Raw genomic sequence first — 24,770 nt, forward strand, 5'->3', positions numbered from 1 at the left:
AATAATATTTTAGGAGTATTGTATGACTATCGATAAAAAAGAATTACGTGATGCCCAAGAAGTACCGAGCGTTGAAGAATTAAAAGAACGCTTTAAAGCGGGAAGTATTCCGTTGCAAACGGATTTTGCGAATTTAATTGATGTGGCTGAGCATGGCCGTAAGGCGGTAGGAAAATCAAAAGGGCAAACCGGTCCTGCTAACGGTTTTATTCTCTCTGATACGGGGCGTTTAGAGTTAAAAGTATACGAGAGTGGCGGGGTAAAAGTTGATGCTAATGGTATCAATGTTTTATCGAATGATACTCATGGTATACACATTGATCAATTTGGCGTAGGGGTGAAGCTTTATCCAGGTCATGGCCTGGAACATAATGATTCAGGGTTAGGGATCAAGGTAAATGATAACAAAGGGATTACCGTTGATAAAGATGGCGTAGGGGTAAAACTTTATCCTGACTGGGGGCTGGAGCACGATTCATCAGGGATCTGGGTCAAGGTAAACAAGGATAAAGGGCTGGAGGTTGATAAAGACGGTATTGGACTGAAACCAGAGCAGAGCTTTCAAAAAGGCATGGTGATGATGTTTGCTGGCTCAGAGGCTGAAATGCCGAAGGGGTGGGCATTATGCGATGGTAAAGAGGGTCGACCGGATTTACGCGACAGGTTTGTACTGGGGGCCGCTGCATTTAGCGATGTCAATAAAACCAATAATCAAAAAGTAACAGGGAGTAATGAAGACAAGCAATGTAGTATTAAATCGGATGCGCAAACCCCCAACATTAGCGTGACGGTGAATGAGCATGCTTTATCTGTAGCGCAGATTCCCGAGCATAACCATTTAGGGGGGATGCGCTCCAGTGCTTATGGTAGTAGTTTTATTCACAATGATGTAACTTCGGCTGCGGAATATGGTAGTGCCTCTTCAGGGAAATCACCCGATGACGGTTTTAATTTTGCAGATATAACTGTTCTCTTAAGTGGAGATAAGAACGGTAATTTTAGTGGGTATCAGCTTTACACCTCTAAAATGGGGGGATCAAAACCACATAATCATGACGCCAGTGCGATACAGGATGCTCATCAGCATAATATCAATGTCGTTCCACCTTATTATATATTGGCATTTATTATTAAGCTGTAATCACAGAGGGTTGCGTGTAATTCGGCTAGCCATTATTGGTTTTTTATTAGTGTAAAACTTATTAGAGAATCAGTCTATGATACCTATCCATATCGATAAGGTAATGTGTAATATTAGGGCGCCCTGTAAAGCACGGGGCAAAAAGATATTATTATCATCCGTACTGAATGCCGAAAGTATTAAATATACGCTCAGGCTGGTGGCGCAAGAGATACCATTTTCTGGCGAAATCAGCAGGGAAAAAGGGGTGATTAATCTGGGGGCCATTCCGGCCTCCCAGTTTGACACGCTATTTACCGAGCGACTGGCACAGGCGTTTGCTGATTATCTTGCCCGCGAACAGGCATCTGCCCACGCCCAGCCTGCCACTGGCAGGCTGGAGCCTGAATCGGCGGACGTGCTTAACGAGCGCGATCATGATGGTGAGAACCTGTATCAGCTGGCGCTGGACTGTTTGCAGCCCGCTGTTTTGCAGCAACGGCTACGGGATACCCCGGCGGCGCGGCTTCAGCAGTGGCTCAGGCTATTGCTGCTGCACACCCGGCAACAGCAGGAAATGCTGCCAACATCCTGGTACAGCCGGGTAACGGCCAGCCGGCTGTCGATGGCCGCCGTGTGGTATTTGCAAAATAGCCAGCAGGGGCGGGTCTGGCTGAGTCAACATGCTCCTGCCGTCAGCCAGGTGACAGCGTGGGGAGACGCGATTGCCCAGGGCGAAATCCCGTCCGGGCAGGTGGTGCAGCTACTGACCGGCGGTCGGTTTTCCGGCAGCATGCCGCTCGCTCAGCCAGCGCTTCCCCCGTTGGTGGCTACGCGCTGGTTACTGCCATTATGGCAACAAAACGCGGTGCGCCATGCGATTCGCAGGCAGGAAGGGGCGGAGCGTGAGCAGCAGATTGCTGTTTATCTAAACCGCTGTTTACAACCGTTGGGCAAACATGCGCGGCCGGGTGATGAAATGAGCCATATACGACAGCAAGATGAATATGCGGCTTCTCCGGGCCAGCACATCAGCAATGCCGGGTTACTGCTGCTCTGGCCGCTGTTGCCTCAACTCTTTGCGCAGTTGGCACTCTGTGAAGAGCAGCAGTTTATCAGTGACGGCGCTCGCTGGCAGGCGCTGTACTGCCTGAACTGGCTGGTATGGAGCAACCGTGATTCAGATGACGAACGGTTAACTCTCAATCAGTTACTGTGTGGTATTTCACTGGCGGCCCCGCTACCGACATCAACAAACCTGAGCGAACCGCAACAGCAGCAGATTGATCGCTGGTTAACCGCTATCGGTCAGCAACTCCCCGGCTGGCAAACCTTGAGCCTGACGGATATCCGCCAATTGTTCTTACAGCGCACGGGCGAAATCAGCACCGAAGGGGCACTCCCGCAGATTATTGTGAGATCGGAACCCTATGACTATTTACTCAGAGACTGGCCGTGGCCGATGACGCTGGCGTCTTTTCCGTGGACTGAACAGCCACTGACCATCGTCTGGCCTACCCTTAATACTTGAAGCTGCATCTTTGTTGGCTGCGCCTGCGTGCCCCAGTCACATAGTTATCTATGCGCCTGGGAACTTACAGCTTTGCCGCCTCAATGCAACTCCAATTATTTGGGGTATATACCGGGTATCACAGGATAAACGACCGCTATTTTCTCTTCTTATCGGATATCAACATGACGCTTTCTTCAGCCCTTCAGCCCGCATTTATCCCGCCGGGTGATTGCCAGCTATCGCTATTGTTTAGCGAGCTGGAACGTATCGATCTGTTATTACAGCATTATTATTACTGCCATTCAGCGCATCACGAAGTTTTTAACGGGTTTCTGCTCAGTGAAGAGGAGGTTGAAGCGCGAATGCAGCACCCCATCGGCAGGCCTCATTGGGCCGCTGTCACACAACCGGTATACCGGGCGGGAAACGGGCAGCCATTGGTAACCGAAGGCTTAACTGACCTGATTCATCGTTTCGAACTCACCGACTTTGAACGGGACACGGTGCTATTGGGATTGCTGCCCCATTTTGACAGCCGTTATTATGATCTGTTTTCCTGGATCCAGGGGGGCAAGCAAAGTCAACTGCCCAGTTTTTCATTGGCCTTAACGCTATTGTGTTGTTCAGACAAGGAGAGGCGGGCACAGCAAGCCAGTTTTCTACATCGGGCACCGTTAATGAGCTGTCAGCTCTTAGCGATAGAGGAGAATAAAAAAAATCCGGCATGGAACCAAACTCGCTTTATTACCGATAGCGGTGTGTACCATTTTTTACTCGGGCATCACTATTTGGCGCCGGCGTTAGCGTCGTGGGCTGAATGGTTCCACCCGCCAGCGTTGCCTTTTTATCCTGCCTGCTTGAAACACGCGTTGGCAGACGTGTTACTGACTGACGATATTGAGCCACGCCCCGTGGTGTTACTGCGTGGTATGCCGGGGAGCGCCAGAGCCCATGCGGTGTCGAGCATTTTTGCTTCTGAAAACCGGCAGACGCTGTGGGTCGATATCGATAAATGCGCCGAGAGCGATGACGATGCGCTGTTAATGCACTTAACCTGTCTGATGCGTGAAACTCGTATGCGCGGCGCGGGCATGGTGATCCGCCACTTGCAGGCACGGATGGAAAAGAGCACGTCACTGCCGGAGAGATTATCTGAGCAACTCAACCAGCCGGGATTAAGGGTAGTGTGTCTGGTCGAACCCTATTCCCCGCCTTTATGGCTGAAAAAGACGCCCACCTTGCAGATAGAGATGCCGGTATTGACGCTAGAGGAAAAAACACAGTTGCTTATGGCTTGCTTGCCAGAGCGCCGTGCCGCGGATATTGATCTTATCGGTTTAAGCCAGCGCTATACCTTTACCCCGGAAAGCCTGCCGCTGATTGTGCAAGAGGCCGAACTGTATCGGCAACAACGTGATCCGGCGGATGTTCTGCAACAGTGTGATATGCGCCATGCGCTCAATTTACGCACCCAACAGAACTTTGGTTCGTTAGCGCAACGCATTACGCCGAAGCGGTCATTAAACGACCTGTTGGTGTCGGAGAGTCTCTTGCAACAGCTCCAAGAGATGTTGACGGCCATCCGTTATCGGGAAAAAGTCCTGGCCGGCGGGTTTAAAGACAAGGTGGGCTATGGCGTCGGGATCAGCGCGCTGTTCTACGGTGACTCGGGAACCGGGAAAACCATGGCGGCGGAAGTGCTTGCCCATACCCTGGGGGTCGATTTAATCAAGGTTGACCTTTCCACGGTAATTAATAAATACATTGGTGAAACCGAGAAAAATCTCTCCCGTATCTTTGATTTGGCAGAGCAGGATGCCGGCATCTTGTTTTTTGATGAGGCCGACGCCTTATTTGGTAAGCGTAGTGAAACCAAAGATTCCCATGACCGGCATGCCAATATTGAAGTGTCTTACCTGTTACAACGGCTGGAGAATTTCCCCGGGCTGGTTATTTTATCCACCAATAATCGCAGCCATCTCGACAGTGCGTTTAACCGGCGCTTTACCTTTATTACCCGCTTTGCTTACCCGGATGAAACGCTGCGGCATAACATGTGGAAAAAAATATGGCCGAAGAATATTAAGGTCTCACCGGACGTGGACTTTGAAAAATTAGCGCAGCGGGCAAATATTACCGGCGCCAATATCAGGAATATTGCCCTGCTGGCCGCCTTCTTCGCTGCAGAAAGTGATAATCAGGAAGTTAGCCACCGTCATATCGACGCGGCGTTAACCCGTGAGCTGGCCAAAACAGGGCGGCTGGCTATTTAACCTGCTGACTCAATATCCCGTGTCAATAACGCATCATGAACAGTGATAACTTACTATTAATACCGAGGAACAAGTATGTCTAATTATCAAACGCTGGTCGACGTGAATAACGCGATGAATAAGATGCTGCGCGCCTATGTGAATGAGGCCGTGGCAATCCGCTTTGATTTACCGGATGTGGATGCCACGCAGTCCGATGCTGCGATAAGCGTGTTTCTTTATGATATCCACGAAGATCTGCAGTTGCGTACCGCAGAGTCTCGCGGATTTAATGTCGGCGCGGGTCGGTTGTCACCCGGTTGGGTCAACGTGAAGTGCAACTACCTCATTACCTATTGGGAATCAACCGGCCCCGCTACGGATGCCAGTAACCCAGACAGTCAGCCTGACAACCAGGCCATACAGGTGATGTCCCAGGTGCTGGCGGCGTTGATTAACAACCGCCAGTTAGCCGATATTCCCGGGGCTTACACGCAGGTTATGCCGCCTAAAGAAAATCTGAACAGCCTGGGTAACTTCTGGCAATCGCTGGGCAATCGTCCGCGCCTGTCGCTCAACTATTGTGTCACCGTACCGATTAGCCTGAGTGATAAAGGTGAGGACGTGACCCCGGTTAAATCCTTGTCTACCACCGTTGAGCCAAAAGCGCCCGTTTCTCCACAGGCCATTTCCGATGTACTGCGGGAGCAATTAATGGTGGCGCTGGGCGGTGATGATGATGCCCGTCTTGCAATAACGCACGTTAATCTGGATGCCTCGCCGGTTGCCGCTTCAAACGGGGGGGCGGCTGACATCAGCGTGTCGTTGCAGGTTTCCGGTATGACGCGGAGGGAATATCTCGCTCCGATGAACACCGTTTTTGACGAATGGGAAAAGGATGAGGCTGCAGCGGTCACGCCCGATGGCTACCGTGTTTATATCAACGCGGTTGATAAGACAGACCTGGTGGGGATTTAAATACATTTCTTTCTGGGATTACCATGGTGAAAAAACTTGAAAATCATGAGGTGATTTTATGCGTAAGCCAATAGCCTTTACCCAAAAGAAATCAAAACCAATGCAGGCTCCACTTGCTAAAGAAGACGAGTCGTTCCAGGAGTTTGAGGACGAGATGCATGATGAGAGTAAAAATCGCATATGTCGATATACCGATAGTCTGGATGTTATAACCAGCGTTGTAAACACGATTCACGACGCTGTCGACAATACGATTAATTCCTCTCGAGCCATGCGAGCCCTTGCCAAGAATGGCTCTAATATCGTGATCACTCATACTACCTCAGCGTTCTCTGGCCTGGCAGGATCAACTCTTGGAGCAGTCGTGGGGACATTGATTTTACCTGGTGCAGGTACTGCAGTTGGGGCCGCAGTCGGTGGTCTAAGCGCAGGGATCGCAAGCAAAGAGCTGACCAAAAAAGTTCTTGGAAAGACACCGCTGAAAAAAAATAAACGATTGCAAACATCAACAATCCAACAGGAGATTGAACATACTCATGACTCCATTCTACGGTCAGGTTTATTTACGGTGAAAAACGCGTATTTGAGCAACAACAATAGCACTAAGAAGAATTTTGCCGTTATGGGGGTGAAAAAGGCGATAGATGAGGCGACTGGATTGTCGTTACCAGTCGGGGATCTCGCAGATTTTGCTCTTCAGATCAAAGAGTTGAGCGATGGTGAATTGGGAAGTAAAAAAATAAAGAAAATTGAAAAGATATTTGAAGTGATTGAATCGATTATATCCATGGAGGGGTATGATGACATACAGGATCGGTTCGAATATCTTGGTAAAGAGAAAATAAGCAGAGATGGTGCACTTAATACTATCAAGCGTAAAAAAGTAAGTAGTGAAGGTATATCAAACTCTGTGATGCATATAGAAAACAGGATTAGAGATACACGAAGAATGCTACTCAATTTTCAGCCTGAGGCATCTTGAATAGATTTTCGCGTTAAGACATCGTCATGCAACATGGCATGTGACGTAGAGAGATGTGTGGGGGGGAGGGCGTAAAAAACCTGCATTAAGACTTGATGTGCAGGATGACGCATGGATTTATTTTTGACTTAACGGCAGTGTAATTTCTGGCGTTAATGGCAGCAGATGGATAAACCATAGTGTTATCAGATTCTGTGGGGCTTGATAATGAATCTATTTTTACTTTAATAGAAAGGTGTTCGCTGCTAACTCTATTTTTATCAATAGTATGCAGCTCATCTGTTTTATATCAATCAGTGGAGTCCCCTCCCATACACATTTTTAACCTAAAGGAGATATATCGATGCCAACAGAAAATCCAAAATCACAACAAGTAATAGATGAGTTTAATAAAGCCATTATACGCGCAGCAGAGTATGAAGGTAATATTGAGAATGTCATTCGCAATAAGGTTGACAGATTTTTCCCCACGGCAGAGAAATCTCTGAAAGAAAGTGTTGTTGCCCTGGCGGTAGAAAAATAGCTGAGGAAAAACAGGCGTTTTAGTTTAATCATCTGGGTAACGATCTGCTTGAATTCCCCGCGGTGGAATATATCGCTCGCTCTTTTTTGCGTCGAACGCTGGAAAAGACGGCTGTTATTCAGGCGAGGGCCAGTTGCCTGCTTGATGCCATCGGCGACAGCAAACAGAATCAGGATATTTTACTTAAAGGGATGCTGCTGGCCGTCACTCGCTTCTACACCGCTAACGGGGCCAATGTGATCAACCCGGGTTACGGTGGGTTCGCGCCGCCGAAAAATGCGGGAGAGATGGAGAGCCGCCTGCAAGCTCTGCTGAAGAGAAATCAATACCTCACTTCCGGCCAGCGCTCGCAGGCGAAAAGTGAGTATCGCCAGACGGTTGAACTGCTCCATAGGGCGCTTGAATCGCCGATGTTTGAACGGTATTCCGGTACGCTCTGGCATGGCAGCCATGTCGCCGTGGCCGAGGCGTTGCTTGAACAGGGTAACGATGCCCGGTTCCCGGGGTTTATGAGTACCACTTACGATCCGGCAGTTGCCAAAAGTTATATGGCGAAAGGGGCGCTGATTGTAGTGAAACCCGGGGAGGTCAGCGGATCGCTGGTTGAAGGGATCAGTAATGCGCCGGGCGAAAAAGAAGTGCTGTTTCCTGAGGGGACGCCGTTTACTGTTGAAAAGAGTTATGTACTGCATCTTGAAAAAGGTTATCCCCCAGAAGCCAATTCAATGATTAAGAAAAAGAGATTCGATTTTGAAGTGGCGAATGGATCGAAACAGCCTTACGTGAAGGTCTGGGTGACCCGCTCCGGACAGACCGACGGGAGCGATCCGGAAGGCGAGCGTGAGCTGGCATCGCTGATTGAACAGCTCAAAACCGGTAGCGTCGAGGGACTAGAGCCGGAGACTAAAGTAGTGCTGCTCAAGCCAAGGGCGTCAGAAGAGGATGAGATGTCAGCAGAGGTGATGGATGCTGCCTTGCCGATCCCAAGGGGGGAAAAAACACAGGCGCAAATGATCGCGCGGTGATGATGGTGTCGGAACACGCCCACGCTCCCCAACGGCAAAAGCCAGGAGAGGAGATGGAGTAGCTCCTGACACGGCACAGGGATCTCAGTCTACTTCGCAATAATATACCTTTCAGCTGGCTGCTTGAGGCCGGCCGGTCATATCGACAGCGGCCATAGCGGGTTACGGATACGGCAACTTTATATTTTTTATCCTTTCATAACATGAGAATTTATACTTATGCCATACGATAACGATTTAATCCCAGTAAATAAAACATTGCCCTTAGAAGAACGCGTTGAAGAAGATGACTCTTTTGAAGAGCAACCATTTTCAATTCGCGATCGGTTTAGCGCTGAAAAAGGCGACCTGGTATACGGCTTGAGTGGGGAAAGGGGAAATTATCTCTCTTCTGCCATTGGACAAACTTTTAGACCTGAAGATAAGCAGATGCCCGCGTCCATTATTGATATGTATAACAATACGATATCTCTGCAAACCAACATGGCATTGCTGGATGGACCTTTAATGAAATTTGTTAAGTCACCCGAGAAAAATATGAAAAAAATGCTGCCGCCTGATGATATCAAGGCGCGGTCACAGAAGGTAAGAAATTATCCATTGTGGGAGAGCTATTTTGCAGCGGGAGAAACTAATAGTAAATTTAATATGCAAGAGATATATAAAGAAACACGGAAGAAGTATGGTAGCAGTCCGTATCATCAGTGGCATATAAGTGGCGGTGACAGCGCCCCTAAACTGCTCTGGAAAAGAGGGAGTAAACTCGGTCTTGAAATGGCTGCGCAGGGAGCTGGGAATCGCATCCATTTTGTTTTAGATGGTCTTGATATCCCCTCGATTGCGCGCAAGGAGGGAGCAGGAGGACAATCAATTACAGCAAGTGAATTACGTTATGCATACCGTAATAAAGACAGACTAAAGGGCAAGGTTTTTTTCTACCAGAATAATGTTCAGGTTGCCGCCCCATGGGAATTAAACCCAGAGCTATGGTCGCACTATACACCAACACCGAAAGGGAGTGAGCCGCAGCTAGTCCGAAAAAGACGATTTAACCAATTGACCTCCTCCATTCGTCGGGCGTTGAAACGATGAATAGCAAAGCCTGACCACGAGAAGAGTCATTTAGGTACAGGACTGCCTGACGGCCGCATAATGTGCCGGAGCATGAGCTACCGCCTTGGTATTCCACGCCCCCATCCAGCGCCGTCATGCATGCTTTGTGCTATATCGGTTTCAGCGTGCGGAAGCCGTTTCTGCCCATGGCGTGCACGGTTGGTTGACGGACGAGGAACTCCAGGCGCAGAACGCCGCTTTGGCGCAGGTGACACAGGCGTATCGGCATAGCTTAAGCGAGTTTTCCGACTGGCCAGCGGTGTCGTTTAACCGCAATTAAGATTTGACGCCGCTCTGGTGCTGAAGTCCGTTAGTCCGGCGCCGCAGGCCGGATTAAACCCCGGTCTTTTAGCAGCTTCTCGCTCTGAGCCGGCTGCGGCAGTGAAGCAGGTGCAGGAGCTTCAGTGTCTTCCCGGTAAGAAGGCAATGTGTAATGGTTACCTAAAACCAGACACGGATTTAGGCACATTGTTGTAATCGGCGTTCATATTCATCCGGCGATATATTTCCTAGCCGATAATAACTGTAGAGGCTCGCAATCGAAATCTCTCTGACTCGCAATCCATTCTACCGGGCTCACAATAACTGCAAATCAACATCGTCATCTCGGCAAATCGACCGCATTAAACCGGTAGCGTCGAGGGACTTAAAGTAGTGTTGCTCAGGCCAAGGGCGTCAGAAGAGGATGAGATGTCAGCAGAGGTGATGGATGCGGCCTTGCCGATCCCAAGGGGGAAAAAAACACAGGCGCAAATTATCACGCGGTGATGACTGTTACGTGGCATTACAGGGAGCATCGTATTATGCGGCTGCGTAGGGCGTGGCACGCCGCACCCGTTTGATTACGGAGACTATTTATACGCAGGCCGGGCGTGCCCGGCCACTACGGGGGGGTTGATGGCGGGTGGAGGCGTGGTGCATGGGGTATTGCTGCGTAGGGGAGTGGCATGCCGCGCCCGTTTGATGATGGAGCCTATCCACATGCAGGCCGGGCATGCCCGGCCACTACGGGGGTGTTGATGGCGGATGGAGGCGTGGTGCATGGGGTATTGCTGCGTAGGGGCATGGCATGCCGCGCCCGTTTGATGATGGAGCCTATCCACATGCAGGCCGGGCATGCCCGGCCACTACGGGGGTGTTGATGGCGGGTGGAGGCGTGGTGCATGGGGTATTGCTGCGTAGGGGCGTGGCATGCCGCGCCCGTTTGATGATGGAGCCTATCCACATGCAGGCCGGGCATGCCCGGCCACTACGGGGGAGATGGCGGGTGGAGGCGTGGTGCATGGGGTATTGCTGCGTAGGGGCGTGGCATGCCGCGCCCGTTTGATGATGGAGACTATTTATATGCAGGCCTTATATATAGGCCGGGCATGCCCTTATATGCAGGCCGGGCGTGCCCGGCCACTACGGGGGTGTTGATGACGGGTGGAGGCGTGTTGCATGGGGTATTGCTGCGTAGGGCCGTGGCATGCCGCGCCTGTTTGATGATGAAGCCTATCCACATGCTGGCCGGGCGTGCCCTTATATGCAGGCCGGGCATGCCCGGCCACTACGGGGTGGCATCACGGAGGCATCGTGTTGCGCAGGCCTTGAAGTTGTTAGCGATACGGTGCGGTGAGTGGTACCTCGGCGTCTGGCTCGTGGGTGATCCGGTTGCGCAGATCGCGGCGGATTAACTCAATCGCCCAGAACCAGAATACGTGGCCGAGGATTTCAGAAATATATTCATCGATGGGTATCATGGATAAAGACGGCGTCAGACCAAGAAGAGGAAAACTAATCCCGTGAACGGCGACCGTTGCAATCAGGCCGGCCATCGCCCCTTGCCACATTTTGACCTTTGGAAAACATTCAGCGACCACACAATAGCCAATGGCAAAGACCAATGAAAATAGAATGTGTGTCACCATTACCGGGTTAATAATGTGCTCCGAAAAGGTGTACACGGTGCTGGTTGGGTCAATGCCGAGATAATCGCGTAAGAAAAGATAAGGTGGATTGAACTCGTTGCGGCCATCTGCGATGGTTCGCGGCGGTAAGGGTACTTCCGCCCCCCATTTGACGAATGCCGACATAATACCAGCGATAATACCGACAAAAATAGCGACACCATAGCGACGCCGTTTAGGGTCAGTGGTTAAAAACAGGTCTTTTATTTGCATAACTGGTCACCAATGTTATTCATATATTCCATTATAGGAAGAGTCATAATAGTGGTGCTGGTTGAATAAATGACCAGTTTTTTAACCAAAAAAATAAGAGTAGATCAGTGAAAGTGTAAATAAAGTAAGTGTCGCGACTTTTTTAACTCTCCACTCACCCTATCATCATGGATATTTTTATTGATCCCTACGTTAACAACTCAACGCTGAATTACAGCGGACGCAGCACGATGATACCCGGTGTGGCGAGGACATAGTCGATAAACGGTGAGTCCACAACGCGGTGGTTATGTTCACGCGAAGAGGCATTACGCAGCATGGGGCCTTCGGGGGTCATCACGTAGATGCCGACGTGGGTGACGTCTAACCCGTTTAAATGGCTGTAAATCCCAATGTAGTCGCCGGTGCGTAGCTGATTCAGGAGCTGTTGATCAACATAACCGCCGGGTATGTAACTCACGCTACGCGTCACATTGGGCAAACCGGCAAGATACTGGCTGCCGTCAGCTTTTTGGTTGAGGTGTTTTTCCAGTGTGATGGCATGCGGACTGAGCTGCGTGGTGATATCTTTGGCGATGATTTCAGGCTGATGCGCCCAGTCACTGAAAAAATGTTTACGTTTTAAGAACCTTACCTCACCGTTGATGTAACGTGTGGCGATCAACCGTTGCACAAACTGTTGCTGCGTATTGGCATGTCTCAATGCTTCAACGTAGTCGAGATAGGTGAAGCAATCCAACCCGCGGAAATCTACCACTAATTTTTCTGGTAGGGTGGCAGAGCCCACCAGCCTGTCAGCCACATAGGGCGTGCCGAGAAACTGCTGCGAAATGTGTGCAATAGCAGAACCAGCATCCAATGGCGGCTGCGTTTGACGCGTTGTTAAAATGCTTTCAAGTTTATCGCGGGTGGTTGTATCAATTTGCATGTAGGTTTCCGTAGCGGAAGTAGGATTTGTCGTTGGATAGGCGGCGGTGGGCATCGGTGTTTGCCTGGCGCAGCCGGTTAATAAAACGATCAACATCCATTGAGCTGCCTTGCTCATGTTTCTCTCCGCGGGCGACACCTATTTGTTAGGTGATAACAGTTGAACGCTATCTTGCCGGTTGAAGAGTAAACCTTAGCTAAACTGTGAACGTTATTTTTAGCGGGTTAATAACCGACTTCGTTGTTGAACGGTAAATACCAAAATAACGCAATTTCATGGTCGGCGATGTCCGCTTGACCACGGTAGAGTAAACGGTCGATCCCGCCCAGCGTAAAGCCGTAACGCTGGTAACAACGGCAGGCCGTTAGGTTATTGTTTTGCGTTTCCAACATCAAGCCTGCGGTATCATGCTCATGCGCCCACTGCTGCGCGGCATGCAATAACGCGGTTCCGATGCCCCGGCGGCGCGCATAGCGGCTGACAGCAACCTCTTCGATTAAGGTGTAATCATTCCAGTTTTTGCTCAATGTGATATGCCCAACCGCCACGCCTTGATAGCGTGCGAGGAAGGTGTCGCCTTCATCATTTACGAAAGGTGCCAGCGGGTAATTTTTGCGAAATGGCACGACAGGCAGGATTGGCCACTGTTCAAATGGCGTGTCAAAGCTGGGATGGGCGTAATGCTCAACGTAGAAAGTGAAATCGTTATCTTCCAGATAACGGTGGGGCAGATCGGTGATGCGTTCAATCACGATCTCGCTCATCAAGGCAGCTCCCGTAAAAGTTTGGCCGGATTCCCAGCATATATCCCTTTCTGGGTAATGTTCTTGGTCACCACTGCGCCCGCGCCAATTACGGCATCGTCGCAGATCGCGACTGCTAAAATAGTGGCACCGGAACCGATCGACACCCGATTACCGATGCGCGTATGCCCCCAACTGTCGGGATTGGCATTAGGCGCGCCTGCTTTAAACAGATCGTTGGCGAACATGACGCCATGACCGACAAAACAGTCCTCGCCAAGGGTGACATATTCGCAGATAAAGCTGTGCGACTGGATTTTGCTGCGTGCGCCCACGCGGACGTTTTTTTGAATTTCGACAAAGGGTCCGACAAACACGTCATCGCCCAAATGGCAGCCATACAGGTTGCTTGGCTCGATTACCATCACGTTTTGGCCGATTTCGACATTGGCAATGCCGCTTTGGCGGGTACGGAGTTTTTGCGTCATGATGTTCCCTCAATGCACTAACAGATTGATTATAGAGCAAACCGCCGGGTAATCCTTGCTGAACGAACGTTTTTTCAGCGACTGGCTATACTTTATACAGGGGGGAGCCCCGTAGTCGCGGTCCTCACGCGGGCAGGTTGTTCGCCTGAGGTGTGAATATCCTCGCCGAGAACGACGTGCGGCGAGTTGAGGAGGTGTCTCATGGTTAATCATGTTTGGGGGCTTTTAGCGCATCCTAGCACCGAGTTCAAAGAAATTCAGCGTGAGAACGAAAGTGTCTCACATCTCTATACGCATCACGTGCTGTTGTTGGCTACGATCCCGGTCATCTGTGCGTTTATCGGCACCACGCAGTTGGGTTGGCTTTCTGGTGATGGGCATGCCATTCAACTGGCTATGTCTACGGCATTCTATACGGCGATCGCATTTTATCTGTTGATGCTGGTCGGTGTCGCGGCCATGGGAAAAGTGATTCACTGGATGGCGCGGCGTTATGAGTCGCGCCCCAGCCTGCATCGATGCATGGTTTTCGCAGGCTACGTCGCAACCCCGATGTTCCTCAGTGGCGTTGTGGCGCTCTACCCGGTGGTGTGGTTGTGCCTGTTCGTCGGAATTATTGGCCTGTGCTATTCGGGATATTTGCTGTACTTGGGTATTCCCCATTTCCTGAATATCGACAATCGTGAAGGCTTCATTTTCTCAAGCTCCACCTTCGCTATTGGCATTTTGCTGCTTGAGCTGTTGCTTGGGGTGACGGTGTTGATGTGGGGGTATGGTGCCTGGTTATTTTAACGTTCATCATTCTGATGCGGTAAGCCCCTTGCGCCAGTCATACATGACGAAAGGGGCATGTCGCCCGCGCGTTAATGCGGGTTGTTCACCACGACCAATTTCTGATTCACAAACTCTTTAATGCCTAAGTCTGACAGCTCGCGGCCAAAACCGGAACGCTTCACACCGCCAAACGGTAACTCTGGCGCCGTGTCGGTCAGTGAATTGACGTACACCATGCCGGTTTCAATGCGTGATGCCAGTTTTTTAGCGCGCTCGATATTGGTGCTAAAGATCGCGCCGCCCAGACCGTAGTGTGAATCGTTAGCGAGTTGCACTACGTCATTGTCATCCTTCGCAACGTAAACCTGCGCAACAGGGCCGAAAAACTCCTCGAAATAGGCCGGGTTATCACGGCTAATGTCGGTCAAAATGGTGGGTTCGAAGAAGTTTCCTTCGTGTTGCGGCGTTTCTCCGCCGTAATGCAGCTTGGCGCCGTGAGTAAGGGCATTGTTGACCTGCTTGACTAAGCCTTCAAGTGCCTCTTTTGACGACAAAGGCCCCAGCGTAGTGGACTCATTCAGTGGATCGCCCATCTGCGCTGCGCGAAAATGTTCTGTTAGTTTTTGCAAAAACGCCTCAGCAACCTTCTCCTGTACGATGAAACGTTTCGCGGCGGTACACACCTGCCCGGCATTGTTTAACCGGGCTTGCGCACCGATTTTAGCGGCTTTATCGAGATCCCCATCGTCAAGCACCACGAAAACATCATTGCCGCCGAGTTCCAGCGTGGCCTTTTTCAGTTTCTTCGCCGCCTGTGCCGCCACAACGCTGCCAGCTTTTTCTGAACCGGTTAGCGCGACGCCCTGTATACGATCGTCGGCGATAAGATGGGCTACTTGCTCTTGCGAAATAAACAGGTTGGTATAAGCGCCTTTAGGGGCCCCGGCATCGAGCACCAACCGTTCGAATTCGGCGGCACAATGCGGCACGATACTGGCGTGTTTTACCATCACCGGATTACCCGCCGCCAGATTTGGTGCCAATACGCGCATTAATTGATAATACGGGAAGTTCCACGGTTCCACCGCCATCAGCACGCCGATCGGATGGTGCTCTACCCAGGCTTCACCCAGACTCGAGTCATAGCGCACCGGCGCTAAAAATTGTTTGGCATGCTGGGCATAATAACGGGCGATTTGCGCGCACAATTGCACTTCGCCACGGCTTTGGCCGATCGGCTTGCCCATTTCGACGCTGGCAATTTTTGCCAATGCTTCAACCTGGCTGTCTATCAGATCGGCCAGTTGGTGCAAGATTGGCAGACGTTGATCGATATCGCCTTTGGCCCAGTCGGAGTGATACAGCGCATCGGCCTGTGCCAGTGCGTCTTCAATCTGTTGATCGGTGTATATTCTTTAATTAACTGATTATTAAAAGGGTTAATCGTCTGATATGGCATGAAAAGCTCCTTTCGTCGCGCAGGGTGACGCAGGGCAAACGCCCGCAGTGACGCAGAAAAATCTGCTGCGTCTACCCTTAAGTTTAGACGATAGGGCTGGGAAACAACGCGATGTTGGTGAGTTACCGCTGTAGCCCCCGACATACGCGGCCACAGCGGCGATAGCAGATGTTACGGGATATTGCTGCCCCAATTTTTCAGCTTACTGGTTTTCCCCAAGCCGGGGTTAAAGCTGTTGGTCGGATCGCTTTGTTGATAGAAACGCTGTAAGTCTGGTTTCGCGTCATACAGATGGCCGACGTTATGTTCTGCGGGGTATTCGGCACCGCGCCGATCGAGGATGGCTAGCATCTGCTGTTTTAACCGATGCGTATCGACGCCTTTTTTCACCACATAATCCTGATGGAACACATGACACATAAAATGGCCGTAATACAGTTTATGCACCAGTTGGCTGTCGATTTCCGCTGGCAGGGTTTCGAACCATTCGGTGTCGTTGCGGCGTAAGGCAATGTCTAGTGCCAGAATATCTTCGACTTGTTCGCTATGCACCGCATGGTAACGCACGGCGGCACCGGCGGCGGCAAAACGATGCAAAAACGCTTTTTTACCTTCATCGGCGGTGCAAACGAAAAATTCGCCTTCGGCGGTGGTGAAGTACTGCTTCAAATAGCTGTGGGCCTCTTCGATACCGGCGCCGGCCATTTTTAGCAGCAAATGATGTTCAAAACGATCGCGATACGCTTTCATGCGTTTCGGCAGGTGGCTGGGTGCTAAATGGCTTAACCCCTGCATCACTCGATCGGTCAGGTTAGCCGGCAGCAGCGGCAATTTGTTCACGGTCGCATCGACGCGTCCTTTCAGCGTGAAGAAACGCGGCATGTGGTCGGTGCCGAGCTTATCAATCATCATGAAAGTATCTTTGCCGTATATTTCAGCGATATCAAAAATATCGCGGTGCAGGTATTCACCGGCTACCGGCAGATTGTCGAACTGGCTGAGCATGTGACGACGCAGTTCCGTCAGCACCGCCGTATTATTGGTGCCGATGTAAAATACCTGCTCTTGCGCCTCTTTTTCGAAGGTGTCGAGACGCACGGCAAATACCGCCAGTTTGCCAGCGCAACCTGAGGCTTCGTATAAGCGGCGTTTATCGGCGTTAAAGCGTGACGGGGTGTCGGCATCGACATCACGCACCCGCTCGGCATACTCGTTATCCGAAGCGCGCAGTTCGCCGTACTCGACATCTTCCGGCCGGTAATCTCCTTGCTCCAGGCGGGTGAGGATTTCTTCCGGCGTGTCGCCAAGTTTTATCCCCAAATGGTTGATCAGGCGCAGCTGGCCGTCAGCATCCAATTGGGCGAAAAGCGCCATTTCGGTGTAGGCGGGGCCGCGTTTTACCAACGAGCCGCCGGAGTTATTGCACACGCCGCCAATTACCGAAGCCCCAATGCAGGACGATCCAATGACGGAATGGGGTTCGCGGCCATAGGGTTTAAGCCGTTTTTCCAACTGATGGAGCGTGCTACCGGGAAAACCAACCACTTGCTTCCCCTGATCCAGCACCTGCACATGGTCGAGCCGTAGGGTACTGATGATGACAATATCACGATCATAATCATTGCCGCTGGGCGTTGAACCTTCGGTCAGACCGGTATTAGCCGCTTGCATGAGGATAATTTTATCGGCCGCAACGCAGGCCTGTAGAATGTGCCACAGTTGCAACAGCCGGGTTGGGAACACCACGGCCAGCGCCTTACCCCCGCCGGAGCGGAAGCCTTTGCGATAGCGCTCTGTGCTGCGTTCATCGGTCAGCAGCTGTGGGCCGCCGACGATGCTTTTCAATTGGCTGATGAAGGCTTTCTCTTCGCTGCTTGCGAACTGTGTCATGCCGATCTCCCTGTCTAGTGACCCAATGTGCAGTGACAGGAACGTTGCCGTATTCCTGCCATGCCATCGGTTGCGTAGCGATGATTTTGCGTTCGATTAATAGCGCGCTAAAAAGCCTTTCTGGCGTTCTTCGTCACGCAGCGTCAGGAGCTCTATCCCATCAGCCGTTACCGCGACGGTGTGTTCCCATTGGGCGGATAGTTTTTTATCGCGCGTGATCACCGTCCAGCCATCTTTCTTTTGTTTGATCCGGTGGTCGCCTTGGTTAATCATGGGTTCGATGGTAAAGACCATCCCTTCTTGCAAGACGGTGCCGGTTCCCGGCAAACCGAAATGCATCACCGCCGGTTCTTCGTGCATTTCACGGCCAATACCGTGGCCGCAATATTCCCGTACGATACTATAGCCCGCCTGTTCTGCATGTTGCTGGATGGCATGACCAATATCGCCCAGTGTTGCACCGGGTTTTACCGCACGAATGCCAGCCCACATCGATTCATACACCGTGTTCACCAACCGTTTAGCCACCGGCGATGGCTGGCCGATACAGTACATTTTGCTGGAGTCGGCAATGTAACCGCCGTTTTCCAGCGTGATATCGACGTTAATGATCATCCCACTGCGCAGGATTTTGCTTACGGACGGAATACCGTGACATACCACCTCATCAATCGAGGTGTTTAGCACGTAAGGAAAATCGTACTGGCCTTTGCTGGCAGGGCGCGATTTCAATTCGTTGACGATGAACGCTTCGGCACGGTCGTTGATTTCCATGGTGGAAATGCCTTCACGAATGACGCCATCAAGCATAGCAAATACTTTGGCCAGCAGTGCGCCAGCGTGCCGCATTTTAGTGACTTCGTCCGCTGTCTTGATCACAATCTGTTTCACTCAATCATCTCCTTCAGCGTCAGCGCGTCATCGCTCATCATTTTTTTTACCAATTGCGGGTAGGTTAATTCTGGATAGAATTCCGCCAACATCCCCACTTTGATCCAATGTTCCGCCTGGGCGTTGATCGAGCGCGTCATCGTCATGCTGGCAAGCCGCAGATCGTCATGTAAAGCGTCGGAGATTTTCACAATGCCCATCGCTGTGCTCCATAAATGAAAAGTATACGGAATGTATACACTTTATATGGTGATGGTTTGGCATATCGTGGTGCTGATGAAGTGAGAGAATTTCTTAAATGCTCAATAAACAGAACAAAACTACGCGTTGTGCCTAAGAAACTTCTTCTTATAATCCGTCTGGCTTTTACGATCTCGTTATGGCGAGGCTCCTATACAAACATAAGTTATCGTCCTGATGGCATCGAGAGAGGCCACACAGGGTAAAACAGGTTTCATCGAATCAAGGTGTTGCCAAGATAACTTCCTTATTGGGATACGTTGTATAGTGCTAAACCCAAGACGTGGGGATCGGCTACCCGCTAGTCCTGTCTTGTCGCCCCTATGAGATAATTTCTTCATTAGGGAATTCCGTTATGTCTATGATTAATCAATCTCTGCCTACGCCTGTTTCTTCACGACCAGAAACAGACTCTGTCGGCGCGTACATGAACCGCACTTTTTTTACCTTAGAAGCCGGCATGTCGGTGGCGGCAGCGCAGCAACACTTCTTACAACAGTTGCAAACTGATGATATTCCGTCTCAGGTTTTTATCATGGAAAAGGCGCGTTTGTGCGGCGTGCTATCGGTCAAAAAATTACTGCAACAGGCTGATCAAACCACGTTGATTCGTGAGCTGATGACCGCCTCCTTTTTCCATGTTTCCCCACAGGATGAACGCGCTGAGGTGGCACCGTTGTTGGCGAAAAATACCTTGGATGCGGTGCCGGTACTGGCGCAAGGGGAATTGGTCGGCATGTTAGGGGATAAGGAAATACATCGGCTTATGGATGACGATGTGACCGAAGATGCCCAGCGCCAGGGGGCAAGCCTGCCACTGGATACCCCCTACTTGGACACCAGTCCGGTAACGTTATGGAAGAAGCGCGCGGTCTGGCTGTTGTTACTGTTTGTCGCTGAAGCCTATACCAGCACGGTCTTACAGGCGTTTGAAGACCAATTGGAAGCCGTGATTGCGTTGGCCTTCTTTATCCCGTTATTGATTGGTACCGGCGGCAACAGCGGTACACAAATCACCTCAACGCTGGTTCGTTCGATGGCGTTGGGTGAGGTGAGTCTACGTAATCTTGGCGCGATATTGCGTAAAGAGTTAACCACTGGCCTGATGATTGCCGTCACGATTGGCTTATTTGCTTGGGTTCGCGCCATCATTATGGGAGTAGGCACCGAGGTCACACTGGTCGTCAGTTTAACCTTAGTGGCGATTATTCTATGGAGCGCTATTGTTTCTTCAATTATCCCGATGCTATTAAAGAAATGCGGTATCGATCCGGCGGTGGTATCGGCACCGTTTATTGCCACCTTTATCGATGGCACAGGGTTAATTATTTACTTCGAAATCGCCAAGTTTATTCTGGATATTTAACGAGGTGAATGGGAAAGGGCGCAGTGCGCTGCGCCTAATATTGTCCAGCAACATCGTCAGCTAAATCGTAGGGGCGTAGCCTGCTGCGCCCAACCACACCGCAACCGAAGAGCGCAGGGCGGGCTGCTGCTTACAGCCGTATCATGCTCTGAAGGTAAATTTCTTGCGTCATCAACCGACAACATCGTCAGCTAAATCGTAGGGCCGTAGCCTGCTGCGCCCAACCACACCGCAACCGAAGAGCGCAGGGCGGGCTGCTGCTTACAGCTGTATCATGCTCTGAAGGTAAATGTCTTGCGTCATCAACCGACAACACCGTCAGCTAAATCGTAGGGGCGTAGCCTGCTGCGCCCAACCACACCGCAACCGAAGAGCGCAGGGCGGGCTGCTGCTTACAGCCGTATCATGCTCTGAAGGTAAATGTCTTGCGTCATCAACCGACAACACCGTCAGCTAAATCGTAGGGGCGTAGCCTGCTGCGCCCAACCACACCGCAACCGATGAACGCAGGGTAGCCCACTGTTTTCCGTAACGTTAATCTTTGGGGGGAAACCTCTCGCGCAATCAGCCGACAACACCGTCAGCCAAATCGTAGGGGCGTAGCATGCTGCGCCCGTTAACATCATCGCAAGTTATCCGTGCCGCGAACTCAGTTAGCGACCTGACGATGCGTTTTCTAACCGCGGTTGGTTACTAAAAAAGCAGACTGATATGGGCAACAATCAAAAAACCGATCGACCACAACGCGGCCGAAATAAAACAAATCGCGTAAACCCTGTTTAACGGTAACCTAATCACACCCGCAGCGAACGGGATGGTGTAACGCAACACAGCAATGAAGCGCGAGGCAAACAGCACGAAATTGCCTTTTTGTGCCAAGGTAGTCTGTGCATTTTCTACGGCACGTTGATACCGCAGCGGTATTTTTTTCATCAGTGCTGTATTGCCGCACCAACGGCCAAAATGGAATGAAAGTATTGAGCCCATTGCCGCGCCAAGCGTAATGGCGCATCCGACCAGCGCTAAGGGGAAAATATCGTGGCTGACCATAACCCCAAGCAGCAACGTGACCGACGCTGGTGGCAGTAACGAAGATAAAAAAATGGTCGATTTACCCAGCGCAAAGAAGAAGATTGCCCAAATGAGATGCTCTTGCGCTGGCATATAATGATTAAAAATAGCCATGAACTCAGACATTAACCAGCCTCATACATCATGAACACGCCTATGGGCGTGAAGGTTATCATCATGCATTACAACCTGTTTTATTCAGGTTCACAAAGGCTACTTATCTTGCGTTTAGCCCCCATTTAACTGCCGGAACCCGCCCCCTAACCGAGGCAGGGCGGGGCATAATATCAAGCGGTAGGCAATTTATAGGTAGTGATACGGCCGACAAAATGTCATCTGAGATGGCGTCTGGAGGGGGGCGTAATAGGGGGATTTTAGCCGCAAAGGTGAGTAAAAAAAATGCGCCTGTTAATTTGATAAATTATTAGCTTATTAAGTTAACAGGCTGCTAGCTTATGCAATTAGTTGTTTTTCAGCCGTTCCAGCAACTGTGTTTCACTTTTGTCTGCCAGTGCATCAATCGCCAGTTTGATGATGTCGGAACGGGTGACGCGTACGATACCGTTGCGAGCAGCTAGCACGATCATGTTATCAATCGTTTCAACGTGATTGTCGGTCAGGCTGACTGAAATAGCTTTGTAGACGCGTTTACGCCCTGGAGCTTTGGCTTCAACTGCTGGCGTTGGGGCAAGCAGGGTGTGCGAGGTCGCACTGTTGATAAATTCATCTTCTGTCATACGGTGCGTTGGCGTACGTTTTTTCATAAGATCACCTCTTTCACCAAGCTTTCAATTTCATGCTGTGCTTTAAGGTTATGTGCTTCGTGAATGGTTTTGGCATCACCCCAAGCATCACGGTAGATCTTACGGTCGCACAGGCGATGACTGACCAAGTTAAATTCCGGGTATTCACTTAGCACTTCTGCCGCTTCATTGGCTTCATTAATGAAAATATTCGTCGGGCACATGTTAAGCACGATGTAACCTTTCACTTTTTCATTATATTCCTGCGCGGTGGAGAACATTTCCGACAGGTAACCAATAGTATCGAGATCCATTTGGGAAGGGCGCAGGGGGGAAAGGAACAGATCCGCCGCTAGCAGACCAGAGCGGAGCTCGGCACTGTCGCGGCCTGCGGTATCAACAATCACGTAATCGTAGTGACGATCCAACTCAAGTAAGGTTTCTTTGATTTTCCCCGAAGCGGCCACCACCGGAATGTGTGGCAAACCATCCACGTTTTGCCGATCGTTGTACCACGTCATGATCGATTTCTGGTCGTCGGCATCAACAATAATGGCCGTTTTGCCTAGCTTAAGAATGAGATACCCGGCGATGTTTACCGCTTTAGTTGATTTCCCAACGCCGCCTTTCTGTGAGCCAATCAAAACAATCATGCTGCCATCTCTCAAGTTATTAAGCTGTTAACTTATTAAGTTACTTGCTTATTAGGTTGATAATCAAACAGGTTAATAAGACACAATATGCCCCAACTTAGTCGCGTTGCCAAGTCACTATCTTATTAACTTAGCAACTTATTTTACTATTAACTGACTCAGTGATCAGGTAGGAATTCTCTGGTAGTGAGGCATCGTGGGGATTTAATTTATTATTAACTTAATAAGTTATTAGATTGCGAGCAGGCTGTGGGTAGGGGAAGGGGGCGCAGCCGGCGCTACGCCCGGTGAGCATTACTTCTTCATTAATGCTTTCAGATTAGCAAACGGATTATGCGTGGCGGCGCCAACATCTTTTTGCGCATCTTCGCCAGCAACGACGGTTGAACCGTATTGATCGGCTTCGGTGTATTTTGAATGCTCGTGATCGTGGCAATACAGGCACAGCATTTCCCAGTTACTGCCGTCTTCAGGGTTATTGCTGTGGTCGTGATCGATATGGTGCACCGTCAGTTCCCGCAGGTTGGAATAGACAAACTCACGAGAACAACGCCCGCAAACCCATGGGAACAGTTTCAGCGCTTTCTCGCGGTAGCCAACTTCCAGTTTTGCGTAGTTTTTGGGGATATATGCCATGATGTGCCCGCCGATAGAAACAGTAATGACCGAATAATACCACAAAGTTTTGGGGGGCAGGGTGAGCTAGCGCTGTGATGCTGTGCATCAGATGCGTGAATTATCTCATTCATGAGGATATTCAAGTGGGGCTAAAATCGCCTAGTTGCGTCAATCTTGCACTATCGTCACAAGTCGAACATTTGTATTCACCAATGTTGGTTAAACGAACAACTAATATAAATCGATAAGCCGTAAATGAGGTAAACTTCTGCATATTCATTTGATTGATGAAAAAGAGAGCCACTATAAAGCTCACTTTTTTGACATTATAGCAGAGGGAATATGCGGAAATTTGGTGAGATTGAGGGTGTTGTACCCGGACAATTTTTTACGGACAGAAAAGCGTTGGCGCAGGCAGGCGTGCATAAGCCGCTTCAGGCGGGTATCAGCGGTAGCGCTAATGAAGGGGCTGATTCGATCGTCCTTTCGGGAGGCTATGAAGATGATGAAGATTACGGAAGTGAAATTATTTATACCGGCGCAGGCGGGCGCGATGTAAGTACAGGCCAACAAAATGCAGATCAAGAACTGACAAGGCAGAATTTGGCGCTCGCACGAAGCAAGGCTGATGGGTTACCGGTTCGCGTTACCCGCAGCGCTAAACACAAAAGTCCGCATTCACCTCGTCACGGTTACCAATATGCGGGTTTATATTACGTCGATGATGCTTGGCGTGAAACGGGTAAGTCAGGATTTCAAATCTGCCGTTTTCGACTGGTTGCCTACAGCACGCCGTTAATTTCGCAAACACTTCGCGATCAACCACCGGCTTATGGTGAAACTCAGCGCAAAGAAATGACCATTCAGCGGATTGTGCGCGACACCGTAACAGCCAAAAAAGTTAAACAAATGCATCAATACCAATGCCAGGTTTGTGGTATTGCCTTGGTCACAGCGACGGGATTGTATGCAGAAGCGGCGCATATCAAGCCGCTAGGGAAGCCGCATAATGGGCCTGATATTGAATCGAATCTCATCTGCTTGTGCCCTAATCATCACGTTTTGTTTGATAATGGCGGTTTTACTATCAATGACGATTTTACGTTGAATGGCATTGCAGGGCGTCTACATGTCATTCCGCAGCATAACATCGCGTTGAGTTTTGTCGCCTATCACCGCGAACATTACTCAACGCAAAAATAGTTCACTGCGCGGATGCAATAGGGCGGGGGATAGTC

At 50.3% G+C, this 24,770-nt stretch carries 25 protein-coding genes, 1 pseudogene and 1 riboswitch; of the genes and pseudogenes, 14 read left to right on the forward strand and 12 right to left on the reverse strand.

Features of this window, described 5'->3' with window-relative positions; genetic code table 11:
- The first annotated feature begins 22 nt into the window (after positions 1-22).
- The 11 genes from ACQKDS_RS03435 (at position 23) to ACQKDS_RS03485 (ending at position 10,925) form a co-directional block, all read left to right on the forward strand.
- A complete protein-coding gene (locus tag ACQKDS_RS03435) occupies positions 23-1,141 on the forward strand; it encodes a hypothetical protein (protein WP_399665827.1) in 1,119 nt (372 codons plus the stop codon).
- Between the two features lie 103 nt (positions 1,142-1,244).
- Positions 1,245-2,651: a contractile injection system tape measure protein gene (locus ACQKDS_RS03440; protein ID WP_399665830.1), complete on the forward strand. Its 1,407-nt coding sequence runs from the start codon at positions 1,245-1,247 to the stop codon at positions 2,649-2,651.
- Between the two features lie 164 nt (positions 2,652-2,815).
- Positions 2,816-4,906, forward strand: a complete 2,091-nt coding sequence (locus tag ACQKDS_RS03445; RefSeq protein ID WP_399665833.1) for an ATP-binding protein — start codon at positions 2,816-2,818, stop codon at positions 4,904-4,906.
- A 75-nt stretch (positions 4,907-4,981) separates the two neighbouring features.
- Complete coding sequence (locus ACQKDS_RS03450) at positions 4,982-5,863, forward strand: DUF4255 domain-containing protein (protein WP_399665836.1); 882 nt, start codon at positions 4,982-4,984, stop codon at positions 5,861-5,863.
- Positions 5,864-5,921: 58 nt separating this feature from the next.
- A complete protein-coding gene (locus ACQKDS_RS03455; RefSeq protein WP_399665839.1) occupies positions 5,922-6,845 on the forward strand; it encodes a hypothetical protein in 924 nt (307 codons plus the stop codon).
- A gap of 343 nt (positions 6,846-7,188) precedes the next feature.
- The gene (locus ACQKDS_RS03460) at positions 7,189-7,368 is read left to right on the forward strand and encodes a hypothetical protein (RefSeq protein WP_399665842.1); all 180 of its coding nucleotides are present in this window, start codon (positions 7,189-7,191) and stop codon (positions 7,366-7,368) included.
- Between the two features lie 62 nt (positions 7,369-7,430).
- The gene (locus ACQKDS_RS03465; protein ID WP_399665844.1) at positions 7,431-8,393 is read left to right on the forward strand and encodes an ADP-ribosyltransferase; all 963 of its coding nucleotides are present in this window, start codon (positions 7,431-7,433) and stop codon (positions 8,391-8,393) included.
- Positions 8,394-8,612: 219 nt separating this feature from the next.
- Positions 8,613-9,485, forward strand: a complete 873-nt coding sequence (locus tag ACQKDS_RS03470) for a hypothetical protein (protein WP_399665847.1) — start codon at positions 8,613-8,615, stop codon at positions 9,483-9,485.
- A gap of 127 nt (positions 9,486-9,612) precedes the next feature.
- Complete coding sequence (locus ACQKDS_RS03475) at positions 9,613-9,786, forward strand: hypothetical protein (protein ID WP_399665850.1); 174 nt, start codon at positions 9,613-9,615, stop codon at positions 9,784-9,786.
- A gap of 667 nt (positions 9,787-10,453) precedes the next feature.
- The gene (locus ACQKDS_RS03480) at positions 10,454-10,648 is read left to right on the forward strand and encodes a hypothetical protein (protein WP_427622478.1); all 195 of its coding nucleotides are present in this window, start codon (positions 10,454-10,456) and stop codon (positions 10,646-10,648) included.
- A 49-nt stretch (positions 10,649-10,697) separates the two neighbouring features.
- A complete protein-coding gene (locus ACQKDS_RS03485) occupies positions 10,698-10,925 on the forward strand; it encodes a hypothetical protein (RefSeq protein WP_427622477.1) in 228 nt (75 codons plus the stop codon).
- Positions 10,926-11,104: 179 nt separating this feature from the next.
- Here the strand turns inward: ACQKDS_RS03485 and ACQKDS_RS03490 are convergent, their stop codons facing one another.
- The 4 genes from ACQKDS_RS03490 to ACQKDS_RS03505 all read right to left on the reverse strand — a co-directional run bounded on the left by ACQKDS_RS03490 (position 11,105) and on the right by ACQKDS_RS03505 (position 13,827).
- Complete coding sequence (locus tag ACQKDS_RS03490) at positions 11,105-11,668, reverse strand: YagU family protein (protein WP_399665854.1); 564 nt, start codon at positions 11,666-11,668, stop codon at positions 11,105-11,107.
- A 211-nt stretch (positions 11,669-11,879) separates the two neighbouring features.
- Positions 11,880-12,713, reverse strand: coding sequence for a DUF1460 domain-containing protein (locus tag ACQKDS_RS03495; protein WP_399665857.1), 834 nt, complete (start codon positions 12,711-12,713; stop codon positions 11,880-11,882).
- 107 nt (positions 12,714-12,820) lie between these two features.
- On the reverse strand, positions 12,821-13,360 hold the full coding sequence (locus ACQKDS_RS03500) for a GNAT family N-acetyltransferase (RefSeq protein ID WP_399665860.1): 540 nt from the start codon (positions 13,358-13,360) through the stop codon (positions 12,821-12,823).
- Positions 13,360-13,827, reverse strand: a complete 468-nt coding sequence (locus ACQKDS_RS03505) for an acyltransferase (protein WP_399665862.1) — start codon at positions 13,825-13,827, stop codon at positions 13,360-13,362. The genes ACQKDS_RS03500 and ACQKDS_RS03505 overlap by 1 nt, the downstream gene beginning before the upstream one ends.
- Positions 13,828-14,028: 201 nt before the next feature.
- Between ACQKDS_RS03505 and ACQKDS_RS03510 the strand changes: the two genes are divergently transcribed.
- The gene (locus ACQKDS_RS03510) at positions 14,029-14,619 is read left to right on the forward strand and encodes a Yip1 family protein (RefSeq protein ID WP_399665864.1); all 591 of its coding nucleotides are present in this window, start codon (positions 14,029-14,031) and stop codon (positions 14,617-14,619) included.
- Between the two features lie 71 nt (positions 14,620-14,690).
- Here the strand turns inward: ACQKDS_RS03510 and ACQKDS_RS03515 are convergent.
- From ACQKDS_RS03515 to ACQKDS_RS03530, 4 genes and pseudogenes are all read right to left on the reverse strand, one after another.
- Positions 14,691-16,060: pseudogene (locus ACQKDS_RS03515) on the reverse strand (NAD-dependent succinate-semialdehyde dehydrogenase).
- Positions 16,061-16,231: 171 nt separating this feature from the next.
- The gene (gene dld, locus ACQKDS_RS03520; RefSeq protein ID WP_399665866.1) at positions 16,232-17,950 is read right to left on the reverse strand and encodes a D-lactate dehydrogenase; all 1,719 of its coding nucleotides are present in this window, start codon (positions 17,948-17,950) and stop codon (positions 16,232-16,234) included.
- 96 nt (positions 17,951-18,046) lie between these two features.
- The gene (map, locus tag ACQKDS_RS03525) at positions 18,047-18,841 is read right to left on the reverse strand and encodes a type I methionyl aminopeptidase (protein WP_399665869.1); all 795 of its coding nucleotides are present in this window, start codon (positions 18,839-18,841) and stop codon (positions 18,047-18,049) included.
- Complete coding sequence (locus tag ACQKDS_RS03530; RefSeq protein WP_399665872.1) at positions 18,838-19,041, reverse strand: ParD-like family protein; 204 nt, start codon at positions 19,039-19,041, stop codon at positions 18,838-18,840. The genes map and ACQKDS_RS03530 overlap by 4 nt, the downstream gene beginning before the upstream one ends.
- Positions 19,042-19,207: 166 nt before the next feature.
- A riboswitch (M-box (ykoK) riboswitch) is annotated at positions 19,208-19,377 on the forward strand.
- A 59-nt stretch (positions 19,378-19,436) separates the two neighbouring features.
- On the opposite strand from ACQKDS_RS03530, the gene ACQKDS_RS03535 reads away from it, so the two are divergent.
- Positions 19,437-20,447 carry a magnesium transporter gene (locus tag ACQKDS_RS03535; protein WP_399665875.1) on the forward strand — a complete coding sequence of 337 codons (1,011 nt, stop codon included), beginning with the start codon at positions 19,437-19,439 and terminating at the stop codon, positions 20,445-20,447.
- Positions 20,448-21,140: 693 nt separating this feature from the next.
- Here ACQKDS_RS03535 and ACQKDS_RS03540 read toward each other — a convergent pair.
- From ACQKDS_RS03540 to yajD, 4 genes are all read right to left on the reverse strand, one after another.
- Positions 21,141-21,644 carry a DedA family protein gene (locus ACQKDS_RS03540; protein ID WP_399665877.1) on the reverse strand — a complete coding sequence of 168 codons (504 nt, stop codon included), beginning with the start codon at positions 21,642-21,644 and terminating at the stop codon, positions 21,141-21,143.
- A gap of 335 nt (positions 21,645-21,979) precedes the next feature.
- On the reverse strand, positions 21,980-22,282 hold the full coding sequence (locus tag ACQKDS_RS03545; RefSeq protein ID WP_399665880.1) for a hypothetical protein: 303 nt from the start codon (positions 22,280-22,282) through the stop codon (positions 21,980-21,982).
- Complete coding sequence (locus ACQKDS_RS03550; RefSeq protein WP_399665883.1) at positions 22,279-22,914, reverse strand: AAA family ATPase; 636 nt, start codon at positions 22,912-22,914, stop codon at positions 22,279-22,281. Before ACQKDS_RS03550 ends, ACQKDS_RS03545 begins: the two co-directional genes overlap by 4 nt.
- Positions 22,915-23,208: 294 nt before the next feature.
- Complete coding sequence (yajD, locus tag ACQKDS_RS03555) at positions 23,209-23,550, reverse strand: HNH nuclease YajD (protein WP_399665886.1); 342 nt, start codon at positions 23,548-23,550, stop codon at positions 23,209-23,211.
- A gap of 324 nt (positions 23,551-23,874) precedes the next feature.
- On the opposite strand from yajD, the gene ACQKDS_RS03560 reads away from it, so the two are divergent.
- A complete protein-coding gene (locus ACQKDS_RS03560) occupies positions 23,875-24,735 on the forward strand; it encodes a YDG/SRA domain-containing protein (protein WP_399665889.1) in 861 nt (286 codons plus the stop codon).
- Positions 24,736-24,770: the final 35 nt, after the last annotated feature.

The sequence above is a fragment of the Serratia sp. NPDC078593 genome (assembly GCF_050268245.1).
In the GTDB taxonomy this organism is placed as follows: domain Bacteria; phylum Pseudomonadota; class Gammaproteobacteria; order Enterobacterales; family Enterobacteriaceae; genus JBNNGK01.